The organism is Nitrosomonas sp. HPC101, from assembly GCF_009833125.1.
Taxonomy (GTDB): domain Bacteria; phylum Pseudomonadota; class Gammaproteobacteria; order Burkholderiales; family Nitrosomonadaceae; genus Nitrosomonas.
In genome coordinates this window covers 182,534-206,847 of record NZ_QRCC01000002.1, presented here as the reverse complement: position 1 = coordinate 206,847, position 24,314 = coordinate 182,534, and the positions used below count along the sequence as shown (strand labels likewise).

Below are 24,314 nucleotides of genomic sequence, written 5' to 3'. Positions count from 1 at the left end.
TTATCTGTCATCTACCAGTGAGCTAAATGTTCCGATCAAGGTGAGCAACCAGATCAGAAGCGCAAACCAGCACCAGTAAAAGGCCATGGATTCAAGCAGATGGTAGCCACTTATTCCCGCCAGAGAAAAGGTGCATGCGGTATACATTCCAGCCGGAAATACTCTGCCCCATGCCTCGATATCATAAGCACGATACTGTCCCTTGCACGCTAATCTTGTCCATGGAAAGATTTTTATCCAGGCAGCGGTTGAATCCAGTCCGCAGGTAAGTTTCCGTATATCCATGATCAACAGATAAGCGATCCATAAAGTACCCCATGCCCATGCGAAAAAACTTATGTCTGACGTTGCCCGTCCCAGAGCGTCATAGAGTGAGCGGGGCAGGTGAGCAAGGAGCTCTGAACCGGCAAGCGTGATAATGGCAAGTGCTCCCATACAAATCCAGTAAGAGGGTTGCCAGTTTTTCAGCGCAAAATGATTAAAGAACAGATGGCGGATGATCAAGTGAATTGTGAATAAATACAGAACGCAACCCAGTATCCATATTCCCCAAAGTACCAGAAAACGCCACGTATTCTCATCCGTTACATCGAGCAGCTGACTCCCCAGCAGAACGATTGATACGGTACTTACAGTCAAAAGAAGCGTCGTTCCACAGATGGAATTGACAGCACTGCTTCGTGGCAGGATCAAGGTATTAAAAATAATGAAGCTGATGAATATCAGCCAGGCAAAGAATGCAGCATACCAAAGTACGCTTGCCAGACTGTTTTCCTGAGTGAACAAGATCAGCTGCACCCCGACCGTGTTAGTTCCTGCCACGAAAGCCAGAAATAGCCAGCTGCGTGATAAAACACGAAGCTCCGCTATCAGATCGCGCGTAAAAAATACTATTCGTGCGGCAAACAACGAGCAAAATACCGGATAAAGCAATAAGTTCAGCACAAGCAAAGCTTTTGCTATCGCTTCAAAACCGAGTGTGTCGAAGGCAATGGATACAATGCCGGTGGCCATCACCATTACAAACCAGGATGGATGGAAAAACCTGATACTGTTGAAGAATAAAATGGAACGGGACAGCATGCGTGTCATAAACCCAGCGTATGGCGTCGGAAGTCAAGCTTAAGAAAGTATAGCCAGATACGAAATCTATAGCTTGTTTTTAATTTGCCTGGAAAACTGCAGCCGGACTGTGCCTGAGAATGTGTCTGGCATTTTGTCCCTTGAAGAAGCCGTCCTCATAAAGTACATCACAACTCCTCCAAATACGATCAGCCTCGGATTCCATCAAACCTATTGCAGGTGATAGGCAAAGTAACGCAGATTGAGCGACCTCAAACTACCGAATTCATTTGTCTGTTTTTTTTACAGGATATGTGGAGCAGCAAATATTATTTCCTGAATATTTATTTAAATCAAATGGATATTAGTTGTGGCACAGGAGTTGCTTGGTTAATGGGGGGTGAATGATTTTCCCTATTTTACTGGGATGGCAAAAAAGGCAGTCGGAACACAGAATGCTTCACTCGTATTTATCTTCGCTTATTCTATTTTTACGAAAGCTCTGATATGAAGAAAATGATAACCAGAATAGTGTATGCAGGAATATTTTTGACTGCCCCACTGATCCTGGGGCAGAAAATGTTCATGGAAGATCGGGTTATCGATGACGATCGAGTTCATACCCACTCTGGTTCTGTCAACAGCATTATTGCTGGTAGCCATATCAGGAATATGTCGGGTGTTGAAGACCGTGTAAAAATTACCGGCATCCGCGGTACCGATGATTTTTCTATCGATGACGATAGCTTCCTTTTTGTCAGTGGATATTCTGCCTACGAAGACGAAGATCAACTCGACAGGAGCAGTTATGGCTACGCTGTACACAACTCCGGAGGCGGTGAAAAGACTGCAGACAGTCATGGTCGTAACGGCAATGATTCCATTCATACTGGCCCGGTCGGTAGTGCTGTTAAGTACCCGGCAGGTTTAATTCCAGGAAATACTGGTCGATCATATGCCGGTAGAGCCGGACATGGCGCAGGTGGTGGTTGGGGTGGTAATGGCTCGGGAGGTAAGGGCGATACAGGTAAAGACTCGGCTGGCAACGCTCCTGGCACGAATGCCGGCACAACCCTGAGTCAAGAAAAAGCAGCTCCTGCCCACGAAGATAAAAACGATCCAGAGCGCGACAATAAGCAGAATGGAGAGCATCTTACTGCTGATGGTAAGGAGGCAACCAACCCTGCAGGCAATTTACCCGATAAGGAGATTTCGCCGTATTTTGATGCTCCTCCCGGCACTCCCGACAAAGAGCCTGGTGATCCCTTCCAATCGCAGATTCCTCAGATTCCTGCTGAGGAAGTCGGTAACCCGGATTACAGAGAAGCAGGAGAAGGGCCGGGAACCTCTGGAAATCCCGGAGCCAGGGTTATTCCCGAGCCTGCCAGCAGTCTGCTGATCGGGTTAGGTGGTGTGATGCTGTTGTGGCCACGGCGTCGGGACAGCCGCAGCTGAGCAGCTGACTATCAGCAACATACCGGCATCCAGATAACGGCAGATATATATCAGACATATCTGCCTCTCCTGGCCAATGGCATAAATCTGTCTGAAAGATATGTCATACTCCTTTTTTTGTTTTGCCCTGTTCCGGAGGAGTGTTTTTTCGTGGCCAGCTATGAATTCATGATCGGTTTGCGCTACACACGTGCCAAGCGCCGCAATCATTTTATTTCCTTCATTTCGTTGATTTCATTGCTGGGGATGACACTGGGCATGACAGCATTAATTACTGTCATGTCGGTGATGAACGGCTTTCATAAGGAGGTACGTGCCCGAATTCTTGGTGTTGCATCACACGCTCAGATCAGCAGTTATGAAGGGAGTCTGTATGATTGGGAAAAAATCGGGGAAATCGTTGTCCGGAATCCGCGAGTGGCGGCGGCGGCGCCTTATATTGATGCGCAGGGCATGCTTTCACACGGCAACATGGTGCACGGCGTGATGGTGCGAGGCATTTTACCGACAGATGAAAATAAAGTTGCCGATTTCGGCGACAAAATGATCATGGGAAAATTGGATCAACTGGTGCCAGGAGGGTTCGGTATCGTTATTGGCCAGGAGCTGGCGCGCAATCTGAATGTTTTTCCGGGTGACAAGATCGTACTGATTTCGCCGCAGGGACAGATTACGCCGGCCGGAATACTTCCGCGCCTGAAACAGTTCACGGTGACGGGTATTTTTGAAGTCGGACACTTTGAATACGACTCCGGACTGGCATTGATTCACCTGTCAGATGCGCAAAAACTGTATCGCATGGCACCTAATCAGGTTTCCGGCGTTCGGCTTAAACTGCACGATATGTTTGAAGCACCACAACTCATCCAGGAACTGGCTGAAGTACTCCCTGCGGATCTGTATTTCACTGACTGGACGCAACAACATTCCAACTATTTCCGCGCCATCCAGATTGAAAAGCGCATGCTCTCGCTGATTCTGGCGCTGATTATCGCGGTTGCGGCATTTAATATCGTCTCCACACTGGTGATGGCGGTGACTGATAAACAATCGGATATCGCCATTCTGCGCACGCTGGGGGCCAGCTCTGGCAGCATCATGAAAATTTTCATCATACAGGGCGCGTTGATCGGCATTCTGGGTACGCTGCTGGGATTACTGGGAGGGATGCTGCTGGCGTATAACGTGGGGGATATTGTTGCATTCATCGAACATGTATCCAATACCCAGTTTTTATCGCAGGAAGTTTATTACATCAGCAAAATTCCATCTGATCCGCAACTGCCGGATATTCTGGTTGTTGCCGTCGTTTCGCTGGTGTTGACGTTGCTGGCAACCCTGTATCCGAGCTACCGTGCCTCGAAAGTCAATCCGGCCGAGGCACTGCGCTATGAGTAAAATCATCCTCACCTGTAAGGGGCTGTATAAAAGTTTTTTTCAGGGGGATCTTGAGATTCCTGTGCTACACGATATCAATCTGCAAGTGAACGAAGGCGAAATGATCGCCATTGTCGGTGCTTCCGGCTCGGGTAAGAGTACATTGCTGCATTTGCTGGGAGGACTGGATAAACCCACGCATGGAGAAGTCGTATTACTGGGCCGGGAATTTACTGCTATCAGCGAGACAGAGCGAAGCACGCTGCGCAATCATGCACTCGGCTTTGTCTATCAGTTTCACCATTTGTTACCTGAATTCAGTGCTCAGGAAAATGTAGCGATGCCGCTGTTTATCCGTCGTATGGCTAAAAAAGCGGCAATGGAACAGGCAGCTGAAATGCTGCAGCGCGTGGGTCTGGGACATCGGCTTACCCATACTCCTGGGGAATTATCCGGTGGAGAACGTCAACGTGCGGCGATTGCCCGTGCCCTGGTTACGCGTCCAGCTTGTGTGTTGGCCGATGAACCGACCGGTAATCTTGATCGGCATACTGCCGAGGCAGTCTTTGATCTGATGCTGGAACTCAATCAGGAAGCCAGCGCGGGGTTAATTATTGTCACCCATGATACCCAACTGGCCAGCCGCGCAGACCGAATGATGCAACTGGTGGATGGTACGTTGGGAGAAAATCTGCAGTAGGTTTCATTACTGCGCTTTGCGTGTATCAATATAACGGTGTTTTCAGGGATCGATGTCAGTTTCGTTTTCTTCTGCCTGCTTGTCGAGTGAGTGTAAATAGCCAAGCTTTTCACGTATTTTAGCTTCCAGACCGTAGGTGGTAGGCTGGTAGAACTGAACAGCAGCCATGTTATCGGGAAAATAATTTTCACCGGCAGCGTAAGCATTCGGTTCATCGTGGGCGTAGCGGTATTCCCGGCCGTGACCCAGTTCCTTCAGCAGTTTGGTCGATGCATTTCTGAGGTGCATCGGTACTGTGCGGCTCTTGTCTCGTTTGATAAATGCTTTGGCCTGATTGAAGGCAACGTAACCTGCGTTACTTTTGGCGGCAACAGCCAGGTAGATGACAGCTTGACCCAGTGCCAGCTCACCTTCAGGGCTGCCAAGGCGATCATACGTCTGCGCAGCGTCATTAGCGATCTGTATGGCACGCGGGTCAGCCAGGCCGATATCCTCCCACGCCATGCGGACAATCCGTCTGGCGAGATAACGTGGATCTGCACCAGCATCCAGCATACGGGTCAGCCAGTACAGTGCGGCGTCAGGGTGAGAACCACGGACTGATTTATGCAGAGCCGAAATCTGGTCATAAAAAGCATCTCCACCCTTATCGAATCGGCGTACATTGCGCGTCAGCACTCTGTGCAGGTAGTCAACATCTATTTTTGTAATTTTTTCTGTTGCCGCTGCATTCTGCACCTGTTCCAGCAGATTCAGCAGGCGGCGGGCATCACCATCGGCATAGCTGATCAACAATTCAATCGCATCGCTATCGAGTTGCAGATCCGGCATTGCTATACGATGTGCCCGTTCAAATAGTTGCTGAAGTTCCTGATCTGTCAACGCGTGCAGTGCGTAAACCTGCGCGCGGGACAGCAGTGCACTGTTGACTTCAAACGAAGGGTTTTCGGTGGTGGCGCCAATAAAAGTGATCAACCCCTGTTCCACATGAGGTAGAAAAGCATCCTGTTGTGCCTTGTTGAAGCGATGCACCTCATCCACGAACAGCAGTGTCGGCTTGTCTGTGTGTTGTAGTGTGATCTGGGCGCGCTCGATCGCTTCCCGGATGTCTTTCACGCCTGCCAATACAGCAGAAATAGCGATAAATTCGGCATCAAATGCATGTGCCATGAGGCGTGCCAGTGTGGTTTTACCACTGCCTGGCGGTCCCCAGAGGATCATGGAATGGGGTTTTCCGGCATCAAAAACCAGCTGCAAAGGTTTTCCGGCGCCCAGCAGGTGAGATTGTCCGATGACATTATCCAGGATCCGCGGACGCAGTTTTTCTGCCAGAGGAGCTGCCGGGTTGTGAGCAGAGGCGGAATCAGTCACTGATCACGTCCACCCCTTCGGGTGGCGTAAACTGGAATAAATCCGGTGCGAGCACCGGATTTTGTTCTGTTGCGGAAAAAATCAGCCATGTCACCTGATCAAAGCTGTCGCGCAAAACCATTTCGCGCAGATTGCCCGTTTTTGAGAACCCCAGCCGGATCAGCTCGAACGCATTTTCCTGGTTTTTCGGAATTGCTTCCAGCCATTCTGTTTCTCCCTGCACATCGATTTCCTGCAGATTGAAATCACGCTCGATCGTGTTTCCGCCGGCAAGCAATGCTGCCGGAGTACTGCCCAGCGTCTGATCAAGCTGATGCACTGTAACCTGGGCAAGATCCTGGTCATAAAACCAGACTTGCTTGCCATCACCGATGATCAACTGCTGATAGGGCTGATCGTATGTCCAGCGAAATTTACCAGGACGCTCGAACATCATGCTGCCACTGGCTTTTTTAACAATCTGAAAGTTTTTGTCGAGCAGTGTTTGGGAAAAATCAGCCCGGAAAGTCAGTGCTTTATTGACGAAAGTTTTAAGACTTGCAACGGCACTTGCCTTTACCGACAGGGGTAACAGGCAGACGGATAACGCGAAAATGAACAGGAGGCGAGGCATGATGAATTATCTGTTTAAGTTGATTGATCGGAAATGGATTTGTATAAACCGGATTTTACCTATTCATTCCGTTCGGGAATCAATACTTCCCGGTTGCCGTTGCTTTGCATGCTGGAAACAAGGCCGGCATGTTCCATTTCTTCAATGAGCCGGGCTGCACGGTTATAACCAATGCGCAACTGCCGTTGCACCAGGGAGATCGATGCACGACGGGATTTGAGTACGATGCTGACTGCTTCGTCATACAGCGGATCTGATTCTCCGCCAGCAGATTTGTTATTACTGCCGCCACTTTCATCAGTATTTCCACCTTCATCGCTCGCCTGAAGAATTTCCTCAACGTAGTGCGCTTCACCCTGTTGTTTCAGATATTCCACTACCTTGTGAACCTCATGATCTGCCACAAATGCACCGTGTACGCGCTGGGGATAGCCACTGCCAGGCGGAAGATACAGCATATCACCTTGTCCAAGCAGCGCTTCCGCCCCCATTTGATCGAGAATGGTGCGGGAATCAATCTTGCTGGAAACCTGGAATGCAATACGCGTCGGAATATTTGCCTTGATCAATCCAGTAATCACATCTACCGATGGGCGTTGCGTGGCAAGCAGCAGATGAATACCAGCCGCCCGCGCTTTCTGGGCAAGCCGTGCAATCAGCTTTTCCACTTTCTTGCCCACGATCATCATCAGATCGGCCAGTTCATCGATCACTACCACAATCAGAGGCATTTCTTCCAGCAATTCGGGAGAATCAGGCACCGGGTTTAACGGATTGGTCAGCGGCTCTTCATTTTTTGTTGCTTCGCGCACTTTCTGGTTATAGCCAGCCAGATTACGCACACCGAGGGCTGACATCAGCTTGTAACGTCGTTCCATTTCAGCCACGCACCAGTTGAGTGCGCTGGCGGCATCACGCATATCGGTCACCACGGGTGTTAAGAGATGTGGAATACCGTCATAAACCGATAATTCCAGCATTTTGGGATCAATCAGAATCAGGCGGATATTATCCGGAGCGGCTTTATAGACCAGGCTCAGAATGACGGCGTTGATTGCTACCGATTTGCCGGAACCGGTCGTGCCGGCGACCAGGGCGTGTGGCATTTTGGCCAGATCAGAGACCACGGGACGTCCACTGATATCCTTACCGAGTGCAATTGTGAGAGGAGATGCATTATCCGCATAGACTTTGGATGCAAGAATTTCATGCAGACGAACCATTTGGCGTTTCGGATTGGGAATTTCCAATCCCATGACGGTTTTGCCCGGAATTGTTTCCACTACGCGAATACTGGCGACTGTCAAGGCGCGTGCCAGATCCCTGACCAGATTGACGATCTGATTGCCTTTGACTCCAACCGCCGGTTCAATTTCATAGCGTGTAATGACCGGGCCAGGGTAGGCCGCTACCACCTTGACTTCCACGCCGAACTCCATCAATTTGCGCTCAATCAGGCGGGAGGTATATTCCAGCTTGTCACTGGACAATACTTCAATGTTATCCTGCGGTTCATCCAGTAAATGCAGAGGAGGCAGAAGTGCATCCGGTGAATTTGAAAATAATGGAATCGGTTTTTCTTTATTATGGATGCGCTGAGATCTGGGAATGGCAGTTTCGGGTATTTCAATGTGCAACGGAACCGATGGAGCGAGTTGCTTGCTGATCTCGCCGGTTTGCAACATCTGTTCACCGGATGAAATTCTGTCGGATCTGAGATCCAGCCATTTCATATATGCATCCCTGATAGAGAAACAGGCTGCCTCAACTGCGCCACCGATTTTTTCGGACAGGCGCACCCACGACAATCCGGAAAACAAACTAAGTCCGATTGCAAAAATAATCATCAGAATCAGCGTTGCACCGGTAAAGCCGAGTAATAACGACAACTGCTTGCTGAGTGTTTCTCCCAACAGGCCACCAGGAACCAATGGAAGTGCTGCGCGCAGTGTATGAAAACGTAATGCTTCGATTCCGCTGCTGGCGATCAATAAAGTGACGAATCCTGTAAAGGATAGCATGAGCACACGCGGGTCATACGCGCTGGCAATATCAATGCGACGATAACCCCACCAAACAGTGGCAAAGAAAAATATGACCCACCACCATGCTGAAATGCCAAAAAAATAAAGCATCAGATCTGCTAACCATGCGCCTGCACTGCCACCTGCATTGCTGATTTGCCGGAGTGTACCGCTATGCGACCAGCCTGGATCGGTACGATCAAAGCTGATCAGAATCAGCGCTAGATAAAGGGCTATTCCGCCCAGCACCAGGGAAACCGCTTCACGCAACAAGCGGCTGGTTCTGGGTGGCAGGGGGGTACTGGCGACTTTTTTCGCCATTGGTTTGTCAGCGAAACTCATGTATACGTCATCTTTAGCTTCGAAATTCGGACCGTTTCATAAAACCGGTCGTGTTTTATGTGTAGCAGAAAAATTACGCCGCTGCGAGAACAATTGTTTGAATGTTTCAACAGCGGCGACAATATGAATGATCGTGGGTGATTTTTGTCATGCGATTTTTCTATATGCCATGGGCTCCTGAGGATTGGATTGAGATATATTCAATTCCGGGTATAAAAATCAGTTTTTTGCGGTCTTGAGCAATTCGATAATCTCAGGCAGTTTGGTAATATCCAGTACAGTTTTATCAGTGGCTGTTTTAAGCCGGGTGTCTGCGCCCTTTTCCAGTAGCAATTTGACTGTATCGACATTCTCATTCAACGCTGCCGACATCAGCGCCGTCATTCCATCCTTGTTTTGAAAATCGATATCTGCGCCCTTTTCCAGCAGCGTTTCGATCACCTGATTTTGACCATTCTGTGCTGCCAGAATGAGCGCAGTAAAGTCGTTGGATGCTTTCAGATTTGGTTGCGCACCATGATCCAGTAATTTTTGGACAATGGCCAAGTGGCCGGATAATGAAGCCAGGATCAGTGCTGAAGCCCCGTTGCTGTCCTGTAGATCAATTTTGGCACCTTTTGCCAGCAGCATGTCGACAATAGCTGCATAATTATTTTGTGCTGCCAAGTGCAAGGCTGTTACCTTGCTTTCACTCTGTAAATCAGGTTGAGCCTGATGATTCAACAGGGATTGAACGATGTCGGTGTAACCCTTCACTGCCGCGAGCATCAATGGCGTTAATCCATTTTTATCCTGCAGGTTGGGGTTGGCCCCCTTTGCCAGCAGCATGTCGACGATTGTCTGGTGACCGTTTTTGCTGGCCAGCAGCAGCGGTGTTCCGCCCTGGATATTGGCCAGATCAACTGCAGCTTTTCGTTCCAGCAGCAGTTTGACGACAGCCTCATGGCCATTCTGTGCCGCAACGGATAATGCGGTAAAACCTTCAGGAGATTGCAAGTCTGTTTTGATGCCTTCGCTCAGCATTTTTTCTACTCCCGCAGCATCCCCTGTCAAGGCCGCCTTGAGAAAATCTGCATCCTTGTCAGAATCGGCATAGGCATGCGGGATTTGCAGAAAAAGAAACAAAGCAGCAATGCCTGCCAGGCAGGATTGCTTCAACAGGATAGAAAATGACATGTTTTTCGTTGGTTTCATTTGGATAATGGCGTTTTACAAGAAAGTATGATTTTTTGATAAACAAACCGGGATTGTATTTCAGATAGTGACCCGTTCAATAGGTTCTTGCTTTGGGTGGAAAGGATTCAACGGTCAGCGGCTTTAGCCTTACGGGTTTGTAGTCCAGATGTTTGTCTTTGCTGAAAAACAGAGAGTGTTTGAGCCATTTCTGATCGTCCCGCTCAGGAAAATCATCTCGTGCATGAGCACCCCGGCTTTCAAGGCGAGCTTCCGCCGCAATCATGGTGGCTACGGCTACTTCAATCAAATTGTCCAGCTCAAGCGCTTCTACCCTGGCGGTATTGAACACCCGGCTTTTGTCGCGGATCTCAGTATGCTTAATCCGTTCGGCAATTTCCTTAATTTGTTCTACACCTTCTTTTAATACGTCAGGAAAGCGGAAGACACCGCAATGTGTTTGCATGGATTTACGTAATGCCTGATTCATTGCAGCAACATTTTCTCCATCTTTCTGTGTTTCCAGGCGCGAAAGCCGCATCAGTGTCTGCTCTGCTGCGTTGTGTGGCAAGGGTTTGTGATGACTGTTTTTGGTCAGATCTTCAATAATCTGATTGCCGGCAGCACGTCCGAACACAACAATATCCAGCAGTGAATTTGTACCCAGCCGGTTTGCGCCATGTACTGATACACAGGCGCATTCACCGACTGCGTAAAGCCCGGGTACGACTTCCTCCGGACTGGTTTTATAGGGAGCAACCACTTGGCCATGGTAATTGGTGGGGATACCCCCCATCATGTAATGTGCAGTCGGGACAACCGGAATGGGCGCCTCAACAGGATCGACATGTGCAAATCTAAGTGAAATTTCCCGGATGCCAGGAAGTTTGGATTGAATGGTTTCTGCACCGAGGTGATCCAGCTTCAACAGCAAATGATCACCGTCCGGCCCGCATCCTCTCCCTTGCATAATCTCTGTAACCAATGCACGGGATACGACATCCCGACTGGCCAAGTCCTTGGCATGAGGAGCATAGCGTTCCATAAAACGTTCGCCTGCGGCGTTCAGCAGATAACCGCCTTCTCCGCGGACCGCTTCGCTGATCAACATGCCTGCGCCGTATACACCCGTTGGGTGAAACTGCCAGAATTCCATGTCTTCCAGCGGAATACCTGCACGTGCAGCCATTCCCAGGCCATCACCCGTATTGATGAGCGCATTGGTGCTTGCTTCAAAAATGCGACAGGCTCCTCCTGTCGCCAGTAGTGTTGCACGAGCCTGCAGAATCATGAGTTCACCGGTTTCCATTTCCAATGCCGTGATTCCCAGCACTTCTCCTTCATCATCGCGAATCAGATCCAGGCCCAGCCATTCCACGAAAAACTGGGTATTGGAACTGACGTTACGCTGATACAGGGTATGCAGCATGGCATGACCGGTACGATCAGCCACTGCACAGGAGCGGCTGGCCTGTTCTTCGCCAAAATGCAGGGATTGCCCGCCAAACGGGCGCTGATAGATTTTGCCATTCTCCAGTCTGTCAAACGGCATTCCGAAATGTTCCAGCTCGTACACAACTTCAGATGCGTGGCGGCACATAAATTCAATCGCATCCTGATCGCCAAGGTAATCCGAACCTTTGACGGTATCGTACATGTGCCACCGCCAGTCATCTTCAGTTATATTGCCCAGTGCTGCAGCAATCCCCCCTTGTGCTGCTACGGTATGTGATCGGGTCGGGAATACCTTGGAAAGAACAGCCACCTTGAATCCAGCCTCGGATAATTGCAATGCTGCACGCATACCCGCCCCGCCTGCGCCGACGATGACGACATCAAATTTTCTTTGCTTAACTTTCACGTCAGCCCCACAAAATATCCAGGAACCATATCAGGTAGCCCAGTAGTGCCACGATGCACACGACTTGCAATGTCAGACGAACAGACATCGGGTGAACATAATCCATCAGGACATTACGCATACCCACCCAGGCATGCCAGCACAAACCGGCAAAGCAGAGTAGTGAAGCGATTTTTACCCATTGAATGGAAAAGAGTGATTTGAATTCTTCATGATTTTCAGGCTGGTAAATAACTACAAGTGCACTTAACAAGCCGATATAAACCACCATCATTACAGCGGTGATTCGCTGTACCAGCCAGTCCTTCAGACCGTAATGTGCGCCGGTTATAACACGGTTTGCCGGTTTTACCATAACCATATCCCCACCAATACTGTTAAAATTGCTCCGAAAATCAGTACCAGTTTGCTGCTCAGACGGGCGTGCTGTAACTGCAGGCCATAATGCAGATCCAGCCCCAGATGGCGAATACCGGCGCACAGGTGGTGCAGGAAAAACCAAGTTGCAAGTAGCAGAAACAGCTTGCTGAGCGGATGGACCAGAATTGATTGCAAGCGGCCAAAACTCTCGGGTGATTCCAGCATCATTTGCAGTCCGTAAAGCAATAGCGGAATTCCAGGAAGAAAAAGCAATACGCCGCTAATACGATGCAGAATGGAAACGATGGCGGGAAGAGGCTCCCTGATTTTAAACAGGTTTAAATATTTGGGGCGTCGTCTCGCCGGGTATTGGGTTTCCATAAATAAATAACCAGTCGACCAGATAGAATTTATCGGTGGGTGGGTAATCCCAGCAGCTGCTTCACAGTTTTCTAGTGTAATCCGTTCTATGCCAGCAGACAACTTAACCTTTGCCAGAGCCGGTGTACGCATTGTTTCAATATATCAATTACGTTAATATAGCCTCCCATGACTAAATTTGTCTTTGTGACTGGTGGCGTGGTGTCTTCCCTGGGCAAGGGGATTGCTGCCGCTTCTCTGGCGGCGTTGCTTGAAACCCGTGGTATCCGGGTGACCATACTTAAACTGGATCCCTATATCAATGTTGATCCCGGGACCATGAATCCGTTTCAGCACGGTGAGGTGTTTGTAACAGATGATGGTGCTGAAACCGATCTGGATCTGGGACATTACGAGCGTTTCATCAGCACTAAAATGACTCGGCGTAACAACTTTACCACCGGGCAAATTTATGAAAGTGTAATCCGCAAGGAGCGTCGCGGGGATTATCTTGGTGGAACTGTACAGGTAATTCCGCACATTACTGATGAAATCAAGCTGTTTATTCGCAACGGTGTCTCTGATGCACAAGTTGCAATTGTAGAAATTGGCGGTACAGTCGGCGATATTGAATCTCTGCCATTTCTGGAGGCAATCCGACAAATGTCGGTTCAGCTTCCGCATCAAGATACCTGTTTCATTCACCTGACACTTCTGCCTTATATCAGCTCGGCTGGCGAGCTTAAAACCAAACCTACTCAGCATTCGGTCAAGGAACTTCGTGAAATCGGTATTCAACCGGATGTGTTGCTTTGTCGTTCCGATCGCCCGCTTCCACTGGAAGAACGGCGAAAAATCGCATTATTTACCAATGTGCGCGAGGAATCGGTCATTTCCGCCATTGACGTTGATAATATCTACAAAATTCCGGCGCTGTTACATGAACAAATGCTGGATGAAATCGTGTGCCACAGGTTGAATATACTGGCGAAACCAGCCAATCTGACAACTTGGAAAAAACTGATTTATGCGCTGGAACATCCGGAACATGAAGTCTCCATTGCGTTAGTCGGAAAATATGTCGATCTGACCGAATCTTACAAGTCACTGTCGGAGGCATTGATCCATGCCGGGATTCATACACGTTGCAAAATAAACATTCATTACATCGATTCGGAAAATATTGAGCAACATGGAACCGGTTGTCTGGCGGATATGGACGCTATTCTGGTGCCTGGAGGATTTGGTAAACGCGGCGTGGAGGGTAAAATCATGGCAATCAGCTATGCCCGCAATCATCAGATTCCCTATTTGGGTATCTGTCTTGGGATGCAGCTCGCAGTCATTGAATTTGCTCGTAGTTGCCTGCAGCTTGAAAATGCTCACAGCACGGAATTCAACCCGGATACACCCTACCCGGTTCTGGGTTTGATCACCGAATGGCGTGATCGACATGGGCAAATCGAAAAACGTTCTGCCCAGGCGGATCTGGGAGGGACCATGCGTCTGGGAGGACAGGAATGCTTACTGAAGCCACAGACTCTTGCACACAAAATCTACGGAGTGGATAAAATTATTGAACGTCACCGGCATCGTTACGAGGTTAATGCCGAATTTATTCCTCAGCTGGAACAGGCCGGCCTGAAGATAAGTGGTCTATCTGCTGATGAAAATCTCTGTGAGATGATCGAGTTGCCACAATCCATGCACCCTTGGTTTGTTGCCTGTCAGTTTCATCCGGAATTCACTTCCACACCCAGAAATGGCCATCCTCTGTTCAATGACTATGTCCGGGCTGCCATCAGCTTTGCAGATAAATCGGGTCGCGCGAAGCTTCGTGACGTGCCATTCATGGAAGCATCGCAGTAGGATGTTCACGCTGATTTTCAAGAGATCTTGAACAAAATAGACAGTAGTAGCCCATCAACCTTATTCCTCAATCGAATGAAACAGCCTGTTTCCGGCGGTAAGCAAGGTCAGTAAAATAAGTACAGTTATTTTGCCATTTTGTAAGATTCCAAAAAATTGCGAGGTACGCATCATGGCAGCACTTTCAAAACCTGTAGCGGCAGAGTGGTTTGCGTGTCTCTAAAAATTCTCCCATCACCAATGAATAACACAAGGAAAGCAGCATGAGTGCAATCGTAGATGTAATCGCCCGTGAAATTATCGACTCTCGTGGTAACCCAACTATAGAGGCCGATGTATTGCTGGAATCGGGCGTGCTTGGGCGCGCATCAGTGCCATCCGGTGCATCTGTCGGGACACGAGAGGCTGTTGAGCTGCGTGATGGCGATGCACAGCGCTACCATGGAAAAGGTGTATTGAAGGCAGTTGAAAGTGTCAAGGGTGAAATTGCTGAAGCAATCATGGGGTTGAATGCTACGGAACAATGTTCCATTGATAGCACTTTAATTGAGCTTGACGGCAGTGAAAACAAATCCAGGCTGGGTGCCAATGCGATACTCGCCGTTTCGCTTGCGGTAGCCAAAGCAGCGGCAGAAGAATCCGGTCTTCCCCTATACCGCTATCTGGGAGGAATCAATGCCAAGTGGCTGCCCGTACCGATGATGAATCTGGTGAATGGCGGTGTGCACGCAAACAATCGCCTGGATATACAGGAATTCATGATTATACCGTTGGGTCTGCCGAGTCTGCGTGAGGCCGTGCGTTGTGGCGCAGAGATATTCAGCATACTCAGAACATTGCTCAACAAAAAAAATCTGGCCACGACAGTTGGCGATGAGGGTGGATTCGCCCCCAGCTTTGCTCGCAATGAAGAGGCGCTGGCTCTGATCGTGCAGGCCATAGACGAAGCGGGCTATCAGCCTGGCTCCGAGGTGGCGATCGGGGTGGATTGTGCCAGTTCTGAATTTTTTCAGGAGGGAAAATATCACCTTAATGTGGATGGGCTCAGTCTTACCTCGGCTCAGTTTGTGGATTATCTGGCCACCTGGGTGGAAAAATATCCAATCATCAGTATTGAAGATGGTATGAGCGAACAGGATTGGGATGGCTGGAAACTGCTGACTGAAAGACTTGGACAAACAGTCCAGCTGGTGGGTGATGACATATTTGTTACCAATACAAAAATTTTGAAAGAGGGTATTAATCGTGATATCGCCAATTCCATTCTGATCAAGATCAATCAGATTGGTACGCTCACTGAAACCCTGAATGCCATCGAAATGGCAAAATGTGCAGGTTATACTGCTATCGTTTCTCATCGTTCCGGTGAAACCGAGGATACAACGATTGCTGATATAGCAGTGGGCACCAATGCACTGCAGATCAAAACAGGTTCACTTTCGCGCTCGGATCGACTGGCCAAGTACAACCAGCTGTTACGTATCGAGGAGAATTTAGGTAATATGGCGCAATATGCTGGAAGATCTGCGTTTTATCAGTTGAAGCCGTGAAAGCTACAACCGGGTTGTTAGTTTTTGTGATTGCATTAGTGCAATACCCGTTATGGTTTGGCAAGGGGGGCTGGTTGGAAATCATGGAAATGCATGAGCAAATTGCTGCATTGCGTGAAGCCAACCAGAGTCTTCAGAATAGAAATACAGTGTTGGAAGCAGAAGTAAATAATTTAAAAAAAGGGCTCGATGCGATCGAGGAGCTTGCAAGGAGTGAGCTGGGAATGATACGCAAAAATGAGCTATTTTTTCGCATAGTGGAGTACGAAAATCAATAAGTAATTGATCTTTAATTAGCATTTATTGCAGTGAAACAGCACAAAGGTGAAGATTTATGATCTTCAAATGGGTAATTCTGATTGTTCTTGGTTTTTTTGTTTTCTGGTTGCTTAAACCTTTCAGGCAAAAACAGAAACACTCGGCGGATACAACTTCAGGAGTAGCCGAAGACATGGTGCGTTGCGCGTATTGTGACGTACACCTTCCAGAGAGTGAAAGTATCGTTGGAAATGGCCATAATTTCTGTTGCGTGGAGCATCGCCAGTTATATTTACAATCCCGATCTCGTCGCAGGTAGAAAAATATAGCTAACTTGGCTGTGAGTGTTGGCTGTGAGTGGTGAGGTATCGCGTCAAAGAGATCCGATGCCGCTGGTGTAACGTTTCTTCTATGCACGAACTTGCATAAGCACCCAAAGCTATATTCGCTGAGAATCTGATGCATGCTAACGCAAGATACAGCAACGAAAGGTGTTTTTCCTCCCAAGGAACAACCCAAAACATTATTTATATGTCATTGCTGCGTTAAAACAGATGCAAAGTGCGTTTTACATTTATTTTTTGTAACTTGTGCTTTTTCATCTGTTTTCACCTTGCACTGATAGCCTCGCTACATTTTTCAGAAGATCATTCTTGGTCAATGTAATAACCTATCCTGAAACACAAAAAACCTCATTCAGGATAGTGCACAAGGAAAAGTATTTTTCTGTTTTTTAGTATTACTTTTGTAAGTATCTTCCGTATTTCTGATTAAATTTCTCAACCCTGCCTGCTGTATCTACAATTTTCTGTTTGCCCGTATAAAATGGGTGGCAGGATGAACAAACCTCGATATGCAGGGGCTTGCTTAGAACAGATCGTGTTTTGAATTCGCTACCACAGCTGCATGTTACAGTGATTTCATGGTAGTCGGGGTGGATGCCTTCCTTCATTTAATATCCTTGTTTTATCTTGTAAGCGCTAATAAAAAGGCAGCCATTATCACTCAAGATAAGTGTAGCTGCAACCTGACCTGACGTTGTATTATCGGGTTGGACGGCTTGATCGGCAGTCACGGTTCCACCATGACATTACACACGTCGCATGGAATCAAAGAAATCAGCGTTATTTTTTGTGGCCTTGATTTTGTCTAGCAGGAATGACATTGCATCCATTTCATCCATTGGGTAAAGCAGTTTGCGCAGAATCCATATTTTTTGCAGGATTTCAGAGGATATTAGTAATTCCTCACGCCGAGTCCCTGAACGATTCACGTTGATGGCAGGATAAATACGCTTTTCTGCCATGCGGCGATCAAGATGGATTTCCATATTACCGGTTCCTTTAAATTCTTCATAGATTACATCATCCATACGTGAACCGGTATCTACCAGCGCAGTGGCAATAATGGTAAGTGACCCTCCTTCTTCAATGTTACGTGCAGCACCAAAGAAGCGTTTGGGGCGTTGCAATGCGTTTGCGTCAACTCCTCCGGTCAACACTTTGCCAGACGCGGGTACAGTCATGTTATATGCACGTGCAAGGCGAGTAATCGAATCGAGCAGAATGACGACATCTTTTTTATGTTCAACGAGTCGTTTTGCCTTTTCGATCACCATATCTGCCACTTGAACATGACGCGTCGCTGATTCATCAAAAGTTGATGATATAACTTCTCCTCTTACGGAACGTACCATTTCCGTAACTTCCTCAGGACGTTCATCAATCAGGAGCACCATCAGCACTACATCCGGATGATTGGCTGCAATAGAATGCGCAATGTGCTGAAGCATGACTGTTTTACCTGATTTTGGACTGGCCACCAGTAGCCCGCGCTGGCCTTTTCCAATGGGCGCAATTAAATCGATAATCCGGCCGGTAATATTTTCTTCGGATTTTATATCGCGCTCTAACGTCAGACGTTCGGTTGGGAAAAGTGGCGTCAGGTTTTCAAACAGGATTTTGCGTTTAGAATTCTCAGGCGGTTCATTATTGACCTTGTCTATTTTGACCAGCGCAAAATAGCGTTCTCCTTCTTTCGGGGGACGTATTTCGCCATCTACTGAATCACCCGTATGCAAATTAAAACGGCGGATCTGGCTGGGGGAGATGTAAATATCGTCGGGCCCGGCAAGATAGGATGTGTCCGGAGAGCGTAAGAATCCGAAGCCATCCTGCAGAATCTCCAAGGTGCCTTCTCCGAATATACTCTCGCCTTTACGCGCCTGATTTTTCAGGAGAGCAAAAATCAGATCCTGCTTACGCATTCGATTGGCTCCCTCGATATCGTTCGCAATGGCCATTTTTACCAATTCTGAAACATGAATGCTTTTTAAATCAGATAAACGCATGAAAGTGACTCTTGAAGATCAAAAAGGCAGATGAATGGAGGGAATATTTAAGAGCGTGCTACGGACTTGTGGAATTGCTGGCTTACTTACTCGTCGTCAGATGATAAATCGCGATTTGTAAAGCCTGTGCACGCTCTGATGGAACGAAACTAACCGAACATAAAAATTACACATACGCATTCGGCCTGTATTAGTACTTAGAATCTGGATTTTACAGGTGGCTGTCAACAAACGCGATTAACTGTGATTTTGATAAAGCGCCAACCTTTGTAGCCTCGATATTCCCGTTCTTGAACAGCATCAAGGTCGGAATTCCGCGAATGCCGTACTTTTGTGGAGTAGATTGATTTTCATCAATATTAAGCTTGGCCACTTTAAGGCGGCTATTATATTCATTTGCAATTTCATCCAGTATGGGTGCAATCATTCTGCATGGACCACACCATTCGGCCCAATAATCGACAAGCACCGGGAGGGGACATTGCAATACCTCCGTCTCAAAAGTTGCATCTGTAACATGATGAATGTGCTGGCTCATGAAATCCTCTTTTAAAGTTTGCTGGATCAAAGTGAACGCTGATAGCAGTCGCAGCTATTGTATCTGACTAATTAACTGAATCCGAATTATGGCGTCTGAAATAGTTACTGAAGACAATCTGAATTCGAGGGTGATTCTTTATTTGTATACTACAGAAAGAACGGGCAGGCTATAAATAAGCTGTGCAGTATTTTGTCTCTATTTTAAAAATAGCTTTTATCGCAACCGTGAGACAAAGTCAAAAGACCTGAATATTTTTATTATACTTACAATGACAGTCAAATCAATAAATCTGTCAACATTTCTGGATTTTTTTGTTGGTGTTCCGACAGAATAGTCCAGAGATTGCCGACACGAGCGGGTTTTGTGCCTTGTAACAAGTTGGCGAACATGCTGTAAGGCTGCAAATCGCTCCTTGATGTTATATTGCAACCCGGATTGATTATCTCTGAATGCCCGGATATCCAGTGACAGGGAGTGATAGGGTGTCTCGGGAGGATAAATCAGCACCTGATTTCAGATTGGTAATTTTCAATGAAGTACCTCTTTTTATCCGATCAAAACACATGATTTGAACCGGTCCACGATGTTCTGCAACCCTTATCAGGATTTTTCAAAAATGAACTACAATTTCCGTTCAGCTCGTCCGGCATCCCTGCACTTTTTGGCTAAAGATCCGTCCATATTGATCAATTTCAGTTATTTTTCTGGTCGATTGCTTTTATTTATACCAATAATCCTGTTGACTTATTGCTCATCCTGTTTAGCAACGCAACCTTCTTTCATTTCACGGCTGGAAGTCAGAAATTTTATAACGTATATGCTGAACCAGCATCAATATGACATGAACACATTAGAGGAGGTCTTTTCCCAGACAAGTTTGCGGCCTGACATTCTTAAGCTGATTTCTACCCCGGCTTCTGCAATCTCTTGGGACGAATACCGGAAACGGTTCGTCAACATGGAGCGCATCAAAGGGGGTGTTGGTTTCTGGGACAAGCATGCCGCTGAGCTGGGACGTGCCAGAGAGATCTACGGGGTTCCTGAAGAAATCATCGTGTCGATTATCGGTATTGAAACTTCCTATGGTGCATCAACCGGCACCTATCGCATCATGGATGCATTGACGACACTGGCTTTCGACTTCCCTAGGAGAGCAGATTATTTCCGTGAAGAGCTGGAACAGTATCTACTACTGGCGAGGGAGCAAAAATTCGGTTTGCTGGAGATCAAAGGTTCCTACGCCGGGGCGATCGGTATTCCTCAATTCATGCCTGGGAGCTACAGGCGTTATGCAGTTGACTTTAATCACGATGGAAAAATCGATTTGTCCGGGAGTGTTGCCGATGCGATTGGTAGCGTAGGCAATTATTTGAAGGCACACGGATGGGAAGCAGATCAGCCGATTGCTGTTCGTGCACGAATCAGATCAGAAAACTTTCAGGAGTTTCTGGATGCGGGTATAAAGCCGTTACATTCAGTTAAAAAACTACGGGAAGCAGGTATCGTCCCGCTTGATTCAATCACAGATGATACTCTGTCAGCCTTGTTCGAATTGAACAGTCAGGGTAACCGTCAGTTCTGGCTGGGATTCAAAAATTTTTATGTGATCACGCGGTACAACCGCAGTACCTTTTATGCCATGTCCGTTTTTGAGCTGGCCAGAGCAATTCGTATTGCCAGATCCTCATAATTTCACCAGAGACTCCTTAATCATCCTGTAGACGTACTGCAAGCACATCACATTTTGCGTGATGCAGCACGCTGTTGGCAGTGGAACCCAGCAACAATGCGAGTCCGTGTCTTCCACGCGAACCGACCATGATCAGATCAATCTTTTCCTGCTCGGCGATACGAATAATTTCCTGTCTGGGTTCTCCCCAAACCAGCCAGCGACGATCAGGATCAATTTCCAGTCCATCCCCGACCTCATTCAGTTTCTGCTTCTCTGTCTCCAACATTGCGTAAGATATCTGGGTGTCCAATGGAATAACCGTGCCGTAGGGCGTATCAGGCATGGGGATATTATCCAGCACATGAATAAGACTGAGCTTCGCTCCGGTTTGTCGTGCCAGAATCCTGGCTTTCTGTACAACCTGGCTGTCCTGTGGCGAAAAATCCACGGCAAGTAAAATGTGTTGGTAGACAGGCATGATGGATTTTTTCCTGTATCTTGGGATAGGGTTAAGAATTATCGCCTTTGTAGATAAATCGAAAGAAAATCGGCGATACGCTGTTCGTAGCTTGTGCCTGCGTAAGTATGCATATTGTAGTGGCCTGCATTTTCGACAATCCAGAGCTCTTTAGGGGGCAGCGCTGCATCGTACAGCCTTCTTGCCTCAGATTGAGTCGTATGTTTGTCACGTGTTCCGGTAATAAACAGCACGGGAGTGGCGATATTACCGATGCGTTCAACGGGATTTAAGTTATCAACCGGCAGATCAAGCAGAAAAGAAAAATAAGGAAGCAGTAAGAACTGAAGATGTGCGCTGGCATCTCCCAGATGCAATCTGAGCCGATTTGCAACAGCCTCCGCAAAAGTAGGGTGGAGTGATTCAAGTATCATGGCGTTGAGTTTCAACGGTGGATCAGCCAGTACAATGGCTGCTGCACCAAGTGTTGCACCAATAGCGCCGATGCGATCATGTGGAAAAATCTCCCGAAGATAGGTCACTGCAGCGGCAACATCAGCTGATTCGCGCGCACCAAAGGTAATCCGATCTCCGGGCGTTTCTCCATGTGCTTGCAGATCGATCATGAGTACGTGGTAGCCTAAACTGTTGAGAAATCTCGCGCGACCAAGCATTTCAAGCCGATTACTGCGCATGGAGTGCACGAGTAAAACAGCACCATGCCCGTTTGTTCCACGGGCCAGCCAGCCATGTACAGCATGATCGTTATTTACAGCGATCTGAACCGTTTCTACCGGGAAATCCGGCAACAGAGTCTCTACAGCAGTGGAAGCCGGTCCTGTCACAATCTCGCCCAGTATGATGATTACAGCCGTAATAATCACCAATATTGAGACAAGCTGAATTAATATCCAGCGAACAATCTGATTGCGCATATTAAAACTGTAATAGTGAAGAATTCGGAAACTGACGAGCAGTCTGAAATATGACAAACCGTATACAGAAAATAGTTATGCTAACCTATGCAGATTGCTATGTGTCAGAACAGTAAACACTCCTGACCGGATCATTTTGTCACTTTTGATCACAGTAATCAGGAAGCTGATCTAAGTCGGAAATGTTTTTTGTTTTTCCGCTAAAGTTTAACTTCAGACAGCCGCTTCAGGTGAGTGATTTATAATGTTTATGTGACACGGCAACTTACTAAGAGATCAAGCAAAGATGTCGATGTTTTGTCACTCCCCAGACAAACAACTCCTAATCATATTAATTCTAATATCCACGGGAATGGGATTGGGAGGGTGCACATCTTCTTGGCAGAAGAAATCTCTTATATTCGGACAGCCTGTCAATCTTCAATCAGCAGATTTAGAAAAAATAGAAATTGTTCCAATTCCGGAAAAGCTGCCGTGTTATCGACTGTATCGGGATGAAATTGTTGTTCTGAAACAGATGATTGCGGAAAGAGATGAGCTGATCCGGAGCTTAAACGCTCGCGAACTGGATCAGGCGCATGCGTTACGGGAAACAGCCAGTGAAATCAGTCGGGCCCAAAACAAGTTGTATAGGTTGGCAACACAACCGGAGGCTGCTTCAAGGATAGCTGAAGCGGAGGTGGCTGCGCTCGCACTCAAGCAGACCGAGCTCAGTGAGTCGGATGCAGCTTTACAGTTTTTAGCACGGCGCTTGTTAGACGCGGCAATGGTAGCCTACGAACATAAAAATTACAGCAGTGCAATGAGCTACGCGGCCCAATCTGGTGAATTTATTGATGCCATAATCAACCCGGCAAGAAAGAATCCGGGGGCACAAGATGCTGTTATATTATCTTTTCGCACTCCTGTTCTCTTGTTTGTTACTCAAGTCGGCAGCCTGCGAACAGATCCAGACAGCCATTCCAGGGTGGTTGGTTTACTGAAAAAAAATACATCCTTAACCGCTACTGCTTACCATGGCGGCTGGCTCCATGTACAAACCGAGGATAATCTATCCGGCTGGATTCAGAATTTACTGGTGGATATACAGATCAGCAATAGGAATTCTGAGAAATAGATATTCTCGGGATACCAATTATTGCTTGAATAGCACTTCTACCGGCAGTGATTGATGCGAGCCTTGCGGCCGGCGATTTTGTTTATTAATTTCAAACCTGAGCAACCAGGCTGAGAGCAAAATGATTGTAATTATTTTTTCAGCAACTTCTGTTACAGTACAGTCGGTTTTCTTTCAAAAAGAGGTGAATTTATGTATAAAATAATAGTAATAACGGCATCATTGGTTGGATTTGTTGTTTCTGGATGTGCTGATATGACCGCAACTCAGAAAGGAACCGGTACGGGTGCATTGATTGGCGCAGGTACAGGTGCTGCAATCGGCGCACTGGCCGGGGGCGGAAAAGGTGCAGCGATTGGTGCGGGTGCTGGTGGAGCATTAGGGGCTGGTGCCGGTTACCTGTGGTCTAAAAGAATGGAAGAACAAAAAATTCAGATGGAAAACGCGACTGCTGGCACAGGTGTGATGGTGTCGCAAACAGCGGATAATCAACTGATGTTGAATATCCCCAGTGATATTTCGTTTGATACGGGAAGTGCTCAGATCAAGCCGGGTTTTCGTCCGATTCTGGATAGTTTTGCAACCAGTTTATTGAATAACCCCGGTACTCACGTAACGATTATCGGCCATACTGACAGTACCGGCAGCGATGCTGTTAACAATCCGCTATCCATAAATCGTGCAGCCAGTGCACGTGAATATCTGGCGGGTCGAGGTGTCCCTTTTCAGCGAATCCAGATTGATGGCCGCGGCTCGCGTCAACCGGTCGCTTCGAATGATACGACTTCGGGCCGGGCAAAAAATCGCAGGGTAGAGATCTATGTTTCAGAAGTGCAGGGTGGATCAGTTCAATAAATCTACCAGAGT

At 47.5% G+C, this 24,314-nt stretch carries 23 protein-coding genes; 10 read left to right on the top strand and 13 right to left on the bottom strand.

From position 1 onward, the window contains the following. Positions 1 to 1,092: a tellurite resistance/C4-dicarboxylate transporter family protein gene (locus tag ABO04_RS02810; protein WP_160809099.1), complete on the bottom strand. Its 1,092-nt coding sequence runs from the start codon at positions 1,090 to 1,092 to the stop codon at positions 1 to 3. A 519-nt stretch (positions 1,093 to 1,611) separates the two neighbouring features. Here ABO04_RS02810 and ABO04_RS02805 point away from each other — a divergent pair. The 3 genes from ABO04_RS02805 to lolD all read left to right on the top strand — a co-directional run bounded on the left by ABO04_RS02805 (position 1,612) and on the right by lolD (position 4,594). Next, positions 1,612 to 2,517, top strand: coding sequence for a PEP-CTERM sorting domain-containing protein (locus ABO04_RS02805; RefSeq protein WP_160809098.1), 906 nt, complete (start codon positions 1,612 to 1,614; stop codon positions 2,515 to 2,517). A gap of 150 nt (positions 2,518 to 2,667) precedes the next feature. Next, positions 2,668 to 3,915 carry a lipoprotein-releasing ABC transporter permease subunit gene (locus tag ABO04_RS02800; RefSeq protein WP_160809097.1) on the top strand — a complete coding sequence of 416 codons (1,248 nt, stop codon included), beginning with the start codon at positions 2,668 to 2,670 and terminating at the stop codon, positions 3,913 to 3,915. Continuing rightward, complete coding sequence (gene lolD, locus ABO04_RS02795) at positions 3,908 to 4,594, top strand: lipoprotein-releasing ABC transporter ATP-binding protein LolD (RefSeq protein ID WP_160809096.1); 687 nt, start codon at positions 3,908 to 3,910, stop codon at positions 4,592 to 4,594. The genes ABO04_RS02800 and lolD overlap by 8 nt, the downstream gene beginning before the upstream one ends. A 42-nt stretch (positions 4,595 to 4,636) precedes the next feature. On the opposite strand, the gene ABO04_RS02790 is transcribed toward lolD, so the two are convergent. The 7 genes from ABO04_RS02790 to sdhC form a co-directional block, all read right to left on the bottom strand. After that, on the bottom strand, positions 4,637 to 5,965 hold the full coding sequence (locus ABO04_RS02790) for a replication-associated recombination protein A (protein WP_160809095.1): 1,329 nt from the start codon (positions 5,963 to 5,965) through the stop codon (positions 4,637 to 4,639). Beyond that, the gene (gene lolA / locus ABO04_RS02785; RefSeq protein WP_160809094.1) at positions 5,958 to 6,578 is read right to left on the bottom strand and encodes an outer membrane lipoprotein chaperone LolA; all 621 of its coding nucleotides are present in this window, start codon (positions 6,576 to 6,578) and stop codon (positions 5,958 to 5,960) included. Before lolA ends, ABO04_RS02790 begins: the two co-directional genes overlap by 8 nt. A gap of 59 nt (positions 6,579 to 6,637) precedes the next feature. After that, entirely contained in the window at positions 6,638 to 8,944 is a 2,307-nt protein-coding gene (locus tag ABO04_RS02780; protein ID WP_160809093.1) for a DNA translocase FtsK, read from the bottom strand. Between the two features lie 219 nt (positions 8,945 to 9,163). Then, positions 9,164 to 10,120 (bottom strand): ankyrin repeat domain-containing protein, encoded by a 957-nt coding sequence (locus ABO04_RS02775; RefSeq protein WP_240141384.1) that lies wholly within the window; start codon positions 10,118 to 10,120, stop codon positions 9,164 to 9,166. A 94-nt stretch (positions 10,121 to 10,214) separates the two neighbouring features. After that, on the bottom strand, positions 10,215 to 11,978 hold the full coding sequence (sdhA, locus tag ABO04_RS02770; RefSeq protein WP_160809091.1) for a succinate dehydrogenase flavoprotein subunit: 1,764 nt from the start codon (positions 11,976 to 11,978) through the stop codon (positions 10,215 to 10,217). A gap of 1 nt (position 11,979) precedes the next feature. Next, on the bottom strand, positions 11,980 to 12,333 hold the full coding sequence (gene sdhD / locus ABO04_RS02765; RefSeq protein ID WP_160809090.1) for a succinate dehydrogenase, hydrophobic membrane anchor protein: 354 nt from the start codon (positions 12,331 to 12,333) through the stop codon (positions 11,980 to 11,982). Continuing rightward, positions 12,327 to 12,719 (bottom strand): succinate dehydrogenase, cytochrome b556 subunit, encoded by a 393-nt coding sequence (gene sdhC, locus ABO04_RS02760; RefSeq protein WP_160809138.1) that lies wholly within the window; start codon positions 12,717 to 12,719, stop codon positions 12,327 to 12,329. Before sdhC ends, sdhD begins: the two co-directional genes overlap by 7 nt. Positions 12,720 to 12,887: 168 nt before the next feature. On the opposite strand from sdhC, the gene ABO04_RS02755 reads away from it, so the two are divergent. The 4 genes from ABO04_RS02755 (at position 12,888) to ABO04_RS12230 (ending at position 16,694) form a co-directional block, all read left to right on the top strand. Then, the gene (locus ABO04_RS02755; protein WP_160809089.1) at positions 12,888 to 14,567 is read left to right on the top strand and encodes a CTP synthase; all 1,680 of its coding nucleotides are present in this window, start codon (positions 12,888 to 12,890) and stop codon (positions 14,565 to 14,567) included. 263 nt (positions 14,568 to 14,830) lie between these two features. Further along, positions 14,831 to 16,117, top strand: coding sequence for a phosphopyruvate hydratase (gene eno, locus ABO04_RS02750; protein ID WP_160809088.1), 1,287 nt, complete (start codon positions 14,831 to 14,833; stop codon positions 16,115 to 16,117). Then, positions 16,114 to 16,395, top strand: coding sequence for a cell division protein FtsB (gene ftsB, locus ABO04_RS02745; protein WP_160809087.1), 282 nt, complete (start codon positions 16,114 to 16,116; stop codon positions 16,393 to 16,395). Before eno ends, ftsB begins: the two co-directional genes overlap by 4 nt. Before the next feature lie 56 nt (positions 16,396 to 16,451). Next, positions 16,452 to 16,694, top strand: coding sequence for a PP0621 family protein (locus tag ABO04_RS12230; protein WP_275689200.1), 243 nt, complete (start codon positions 16,452 to 16,454; stop codon positions 16,692 to 16,694). A gap of 420 nt (positions 16,695 to 17,114) precedes the next feature. Here ABO04_RS12230 and rpmE read toward each other — a convergent pair whose 3' ends face one another. From rpmE to trxA, 3 genes are all read right to left on the bottom strand, one after another. Next, entirely contained in the window at positions 17,115 to 17,327 is a 213-nt protein-coding gene (gene rpmE, locus ABO04_RS02740; protein ID WP_160809086.1) for a 50S ribosomal protein L31, read from the bottom strand. Positions 17,328 to 17,465: 138 nt separating this feature from the next. Continuing rightward, positions 17,466 to 18,725 carry a transcription termination factor Rho gene (gene rho / locus ABO04_RS02735; RefSeq protein ID WP_160809085.1) on the bottom strand — a complete coding sequence of 420 codons (1,260 nt, stop codon included), beginning with the start codon at positions 18,723 to 18,725 and terminating at the stop codon, positions 17,466 to 17,468. A gap of 211 nt (positions 18,726 to 18,936) precedes the next feature. After that, positions 18,937 to 19,263 (bottom strand): thioredoxin TrxA, encoded by a 327-nt coding sequence (gene trxA, locus ABO04_RS02730; RefSeq protein WP_160809084.1) that lies wholly within the window; start codon positions 19,261 to 19,263, stop codon positions 18,937 to 18,939. Between the two features lie 586 nt (positions 19,264 to 19,849). Here trxA and mltB point away from each other — a divergent pair. Next, on the top strand, positions 19,850 to 20,956 hold the full coding sequence (mltB, locus tag ABO04_RS02725; RefSeq protein WP_345852764.1) for a lytic murein transglycosylase B: 1,107 nt from the start codon (positions 19,850 to 19,852) through the stop codon (positions 20,954 to 20,956). A 16-nt stretch (positions 20,957 to 20,972) separates the two neighbouring features. Here mltB and ABO04_RS02720 read toward each other — a convergent pair whose 3' ends face one another. Both ABO04_RS02720 and ABO04_RS02715 read right to left on the bottom strand, forming a co-directional pair. Then, complete coding sequence (locus ABO04_RS02720) at positions 20,973 to 21,416, bottom strand: universal stress protein (protein ID WP_160809082.1); 444 nt, start codon at positions 21,414 to 21,416, stop codon at positions 20,973 to 20,975. Between the two features lie 38 nt (positions 21,417 to 21,454). Beyond that, the gene (locus ABO04_RS02715; RefSeq protein WP_160809081.1) at positions 21,455 to 22,330 is read right to left on the bottom strand and encodes an alpha/beta hydrolase; all 876 of its coding nucleotides are present in this window, start codon (positions 22,328 to 22,330) and stop codon (positions 21,455 to 21,457) included. 517 nt (positions 22,331 to 22,847) lie between these two features. Here ABO04_RS02715 and ABO04_RS02710 point away from each other — a divergent pair. Both ABO04_RS02710 and ABO04_RS02705 read left to right on the top strand, forming a co-directional pair. Further along, entirely contained in the window at positions 22,848 to 23,447 is a 600-nt protein-coding gene (locus ABO04_RS02710) for an SH3 domain-containing protein (protein ID WP_240141382.1), read from the top strand. Positions 23,448 to 23,639: 192 nt separating this feature from the next. Then, positions 23,640 to 24,302: an OmpA family protein gene (locus ABO04_RS02705; RefSeq protein WP_160809080.1), complete on the top strand. Its 663-nt coding sequence runs from the start codon at positions 23,640 to 23,642 to the stop codon at positions 24,300 to 24,302. Positions 24,303 to 24,314 lie beyond the last annotated feature (12 nt).

Coding starts and splice junctions, on each gene's coding strand:
- ABO04_RS02810 (WP_160809099.1), bottom strand. CDS start 1,092: ATGACACGCATGCTGTCCCGTTCCATTTTATTCTTCAACAGTATCAGG.
- lolD (WP_160809096.1), top strand. CDS start 3,908: ATGAGTAAAATCATCCTCACCTGTAAGGGGCTGTATAAAAGTTTTTTT.
- lolA (WP_160809094.1), bottom strand. CDS start 6,578: ATGCCTCGCCTCCTGTTCATTTTCGCGTTATCCGTCTGCCTGTTACCC.
- ABO04_RS02780 (WP_160809093.1), bottom strand. CDS start 8,944: ATGAGTTTCGCTGACAAACCAATGGCGAAAAAAGTCGCCAGTACCCCC.
- ABO04_RS02775 (WP_240141384.1), bottom strand. CDS start 10,120: ATGTCATTTTCTATCCTGTTGAAGCAATCCTGCCTGGCAGGCATTGCT.
- sdhD (WP_160809090.1), bottom strand. CDS start 12,333: ATGGTAAAACCGGCAAACCGTGTTATAACCGGCGCACATTACGGTCTG.
- sdhC (WP_160809138.1), bottom strand. CDS start 12,719: ATGGAAACCCAATACCCGGCGAGACGACGCCCCAAATATTTAAACCTG.
- ABO04_RS02755 (WP_160809089.1), top strand. CDS start 12,888: ATGACTAAATTTGTCTTTGTGACTGGTGGCGTGGTGTCTTCCCTGGGC.
- eno (WP_160809088.1), top strand. CDS start 14,831: ATGAGTGCAATCGTAGATGTAATCGCCCGTGAAATTATCGACTCTCGT.
- ABO04_RS12230 (WP_275689200.1), top strand. CDS start 16,452: ATGATCTTCAAATGGGTAATTCTGATTGTTCTTGGTTTTTTTGTTTTC.
- rpmE (WP_160809086.1), bottom strand. CDS start 17,327: ATGAAGGAAGGCATCCACCCCGACTACCATGAAATCACTGTAACATGC.
- rho (WP_160809085.1), bottom strand. CDS start 18,725: ATGCGTTTATCTGATTTAAAAAGCATTCATGTTTCAGAATTGGTAAAA.
- trxA (WP_160809084.1), bottom strand. CDS start 19,263: ATGAGCCAGCACATTCATCATGTTACAGATGCAACTTTTGAGACGGAG.
- mltB (WP_345852764.1), top strand. CDS start 19,850: ATGTTCTGCAACCCTTATCAGGATTTTTCAAAAATGAACTACAATTTC.
- ABO04_RS02720 (WP_160809082.1), bottom strand. CDS start 21,416: ATGCCTGTCTACCAACACATTTTACTTGCCGTGGATTTTTCGCCACAG.
- ABO04_RS02715 (WP_160809081.1), bottom strand. CDS start 22,330: ATGCGCAATCAGATTGTTCGCTGGATATTAATTCAGCTTGTCTCAATA.
- ABO04_RS02710 (WP_240141382.1), top strand. CDS start 22,848: ATGATTGCGGAAAGAGATGAGCTGATCCGGAGCTTAAACGCTCGCGAA.
- ABO04_RS02705 (WP_160809080.1), top strand. CDS start 23,640: ATGTATAAAATAATAGTAATAACGGCATCATTGGTTGGATTTGTTGTT.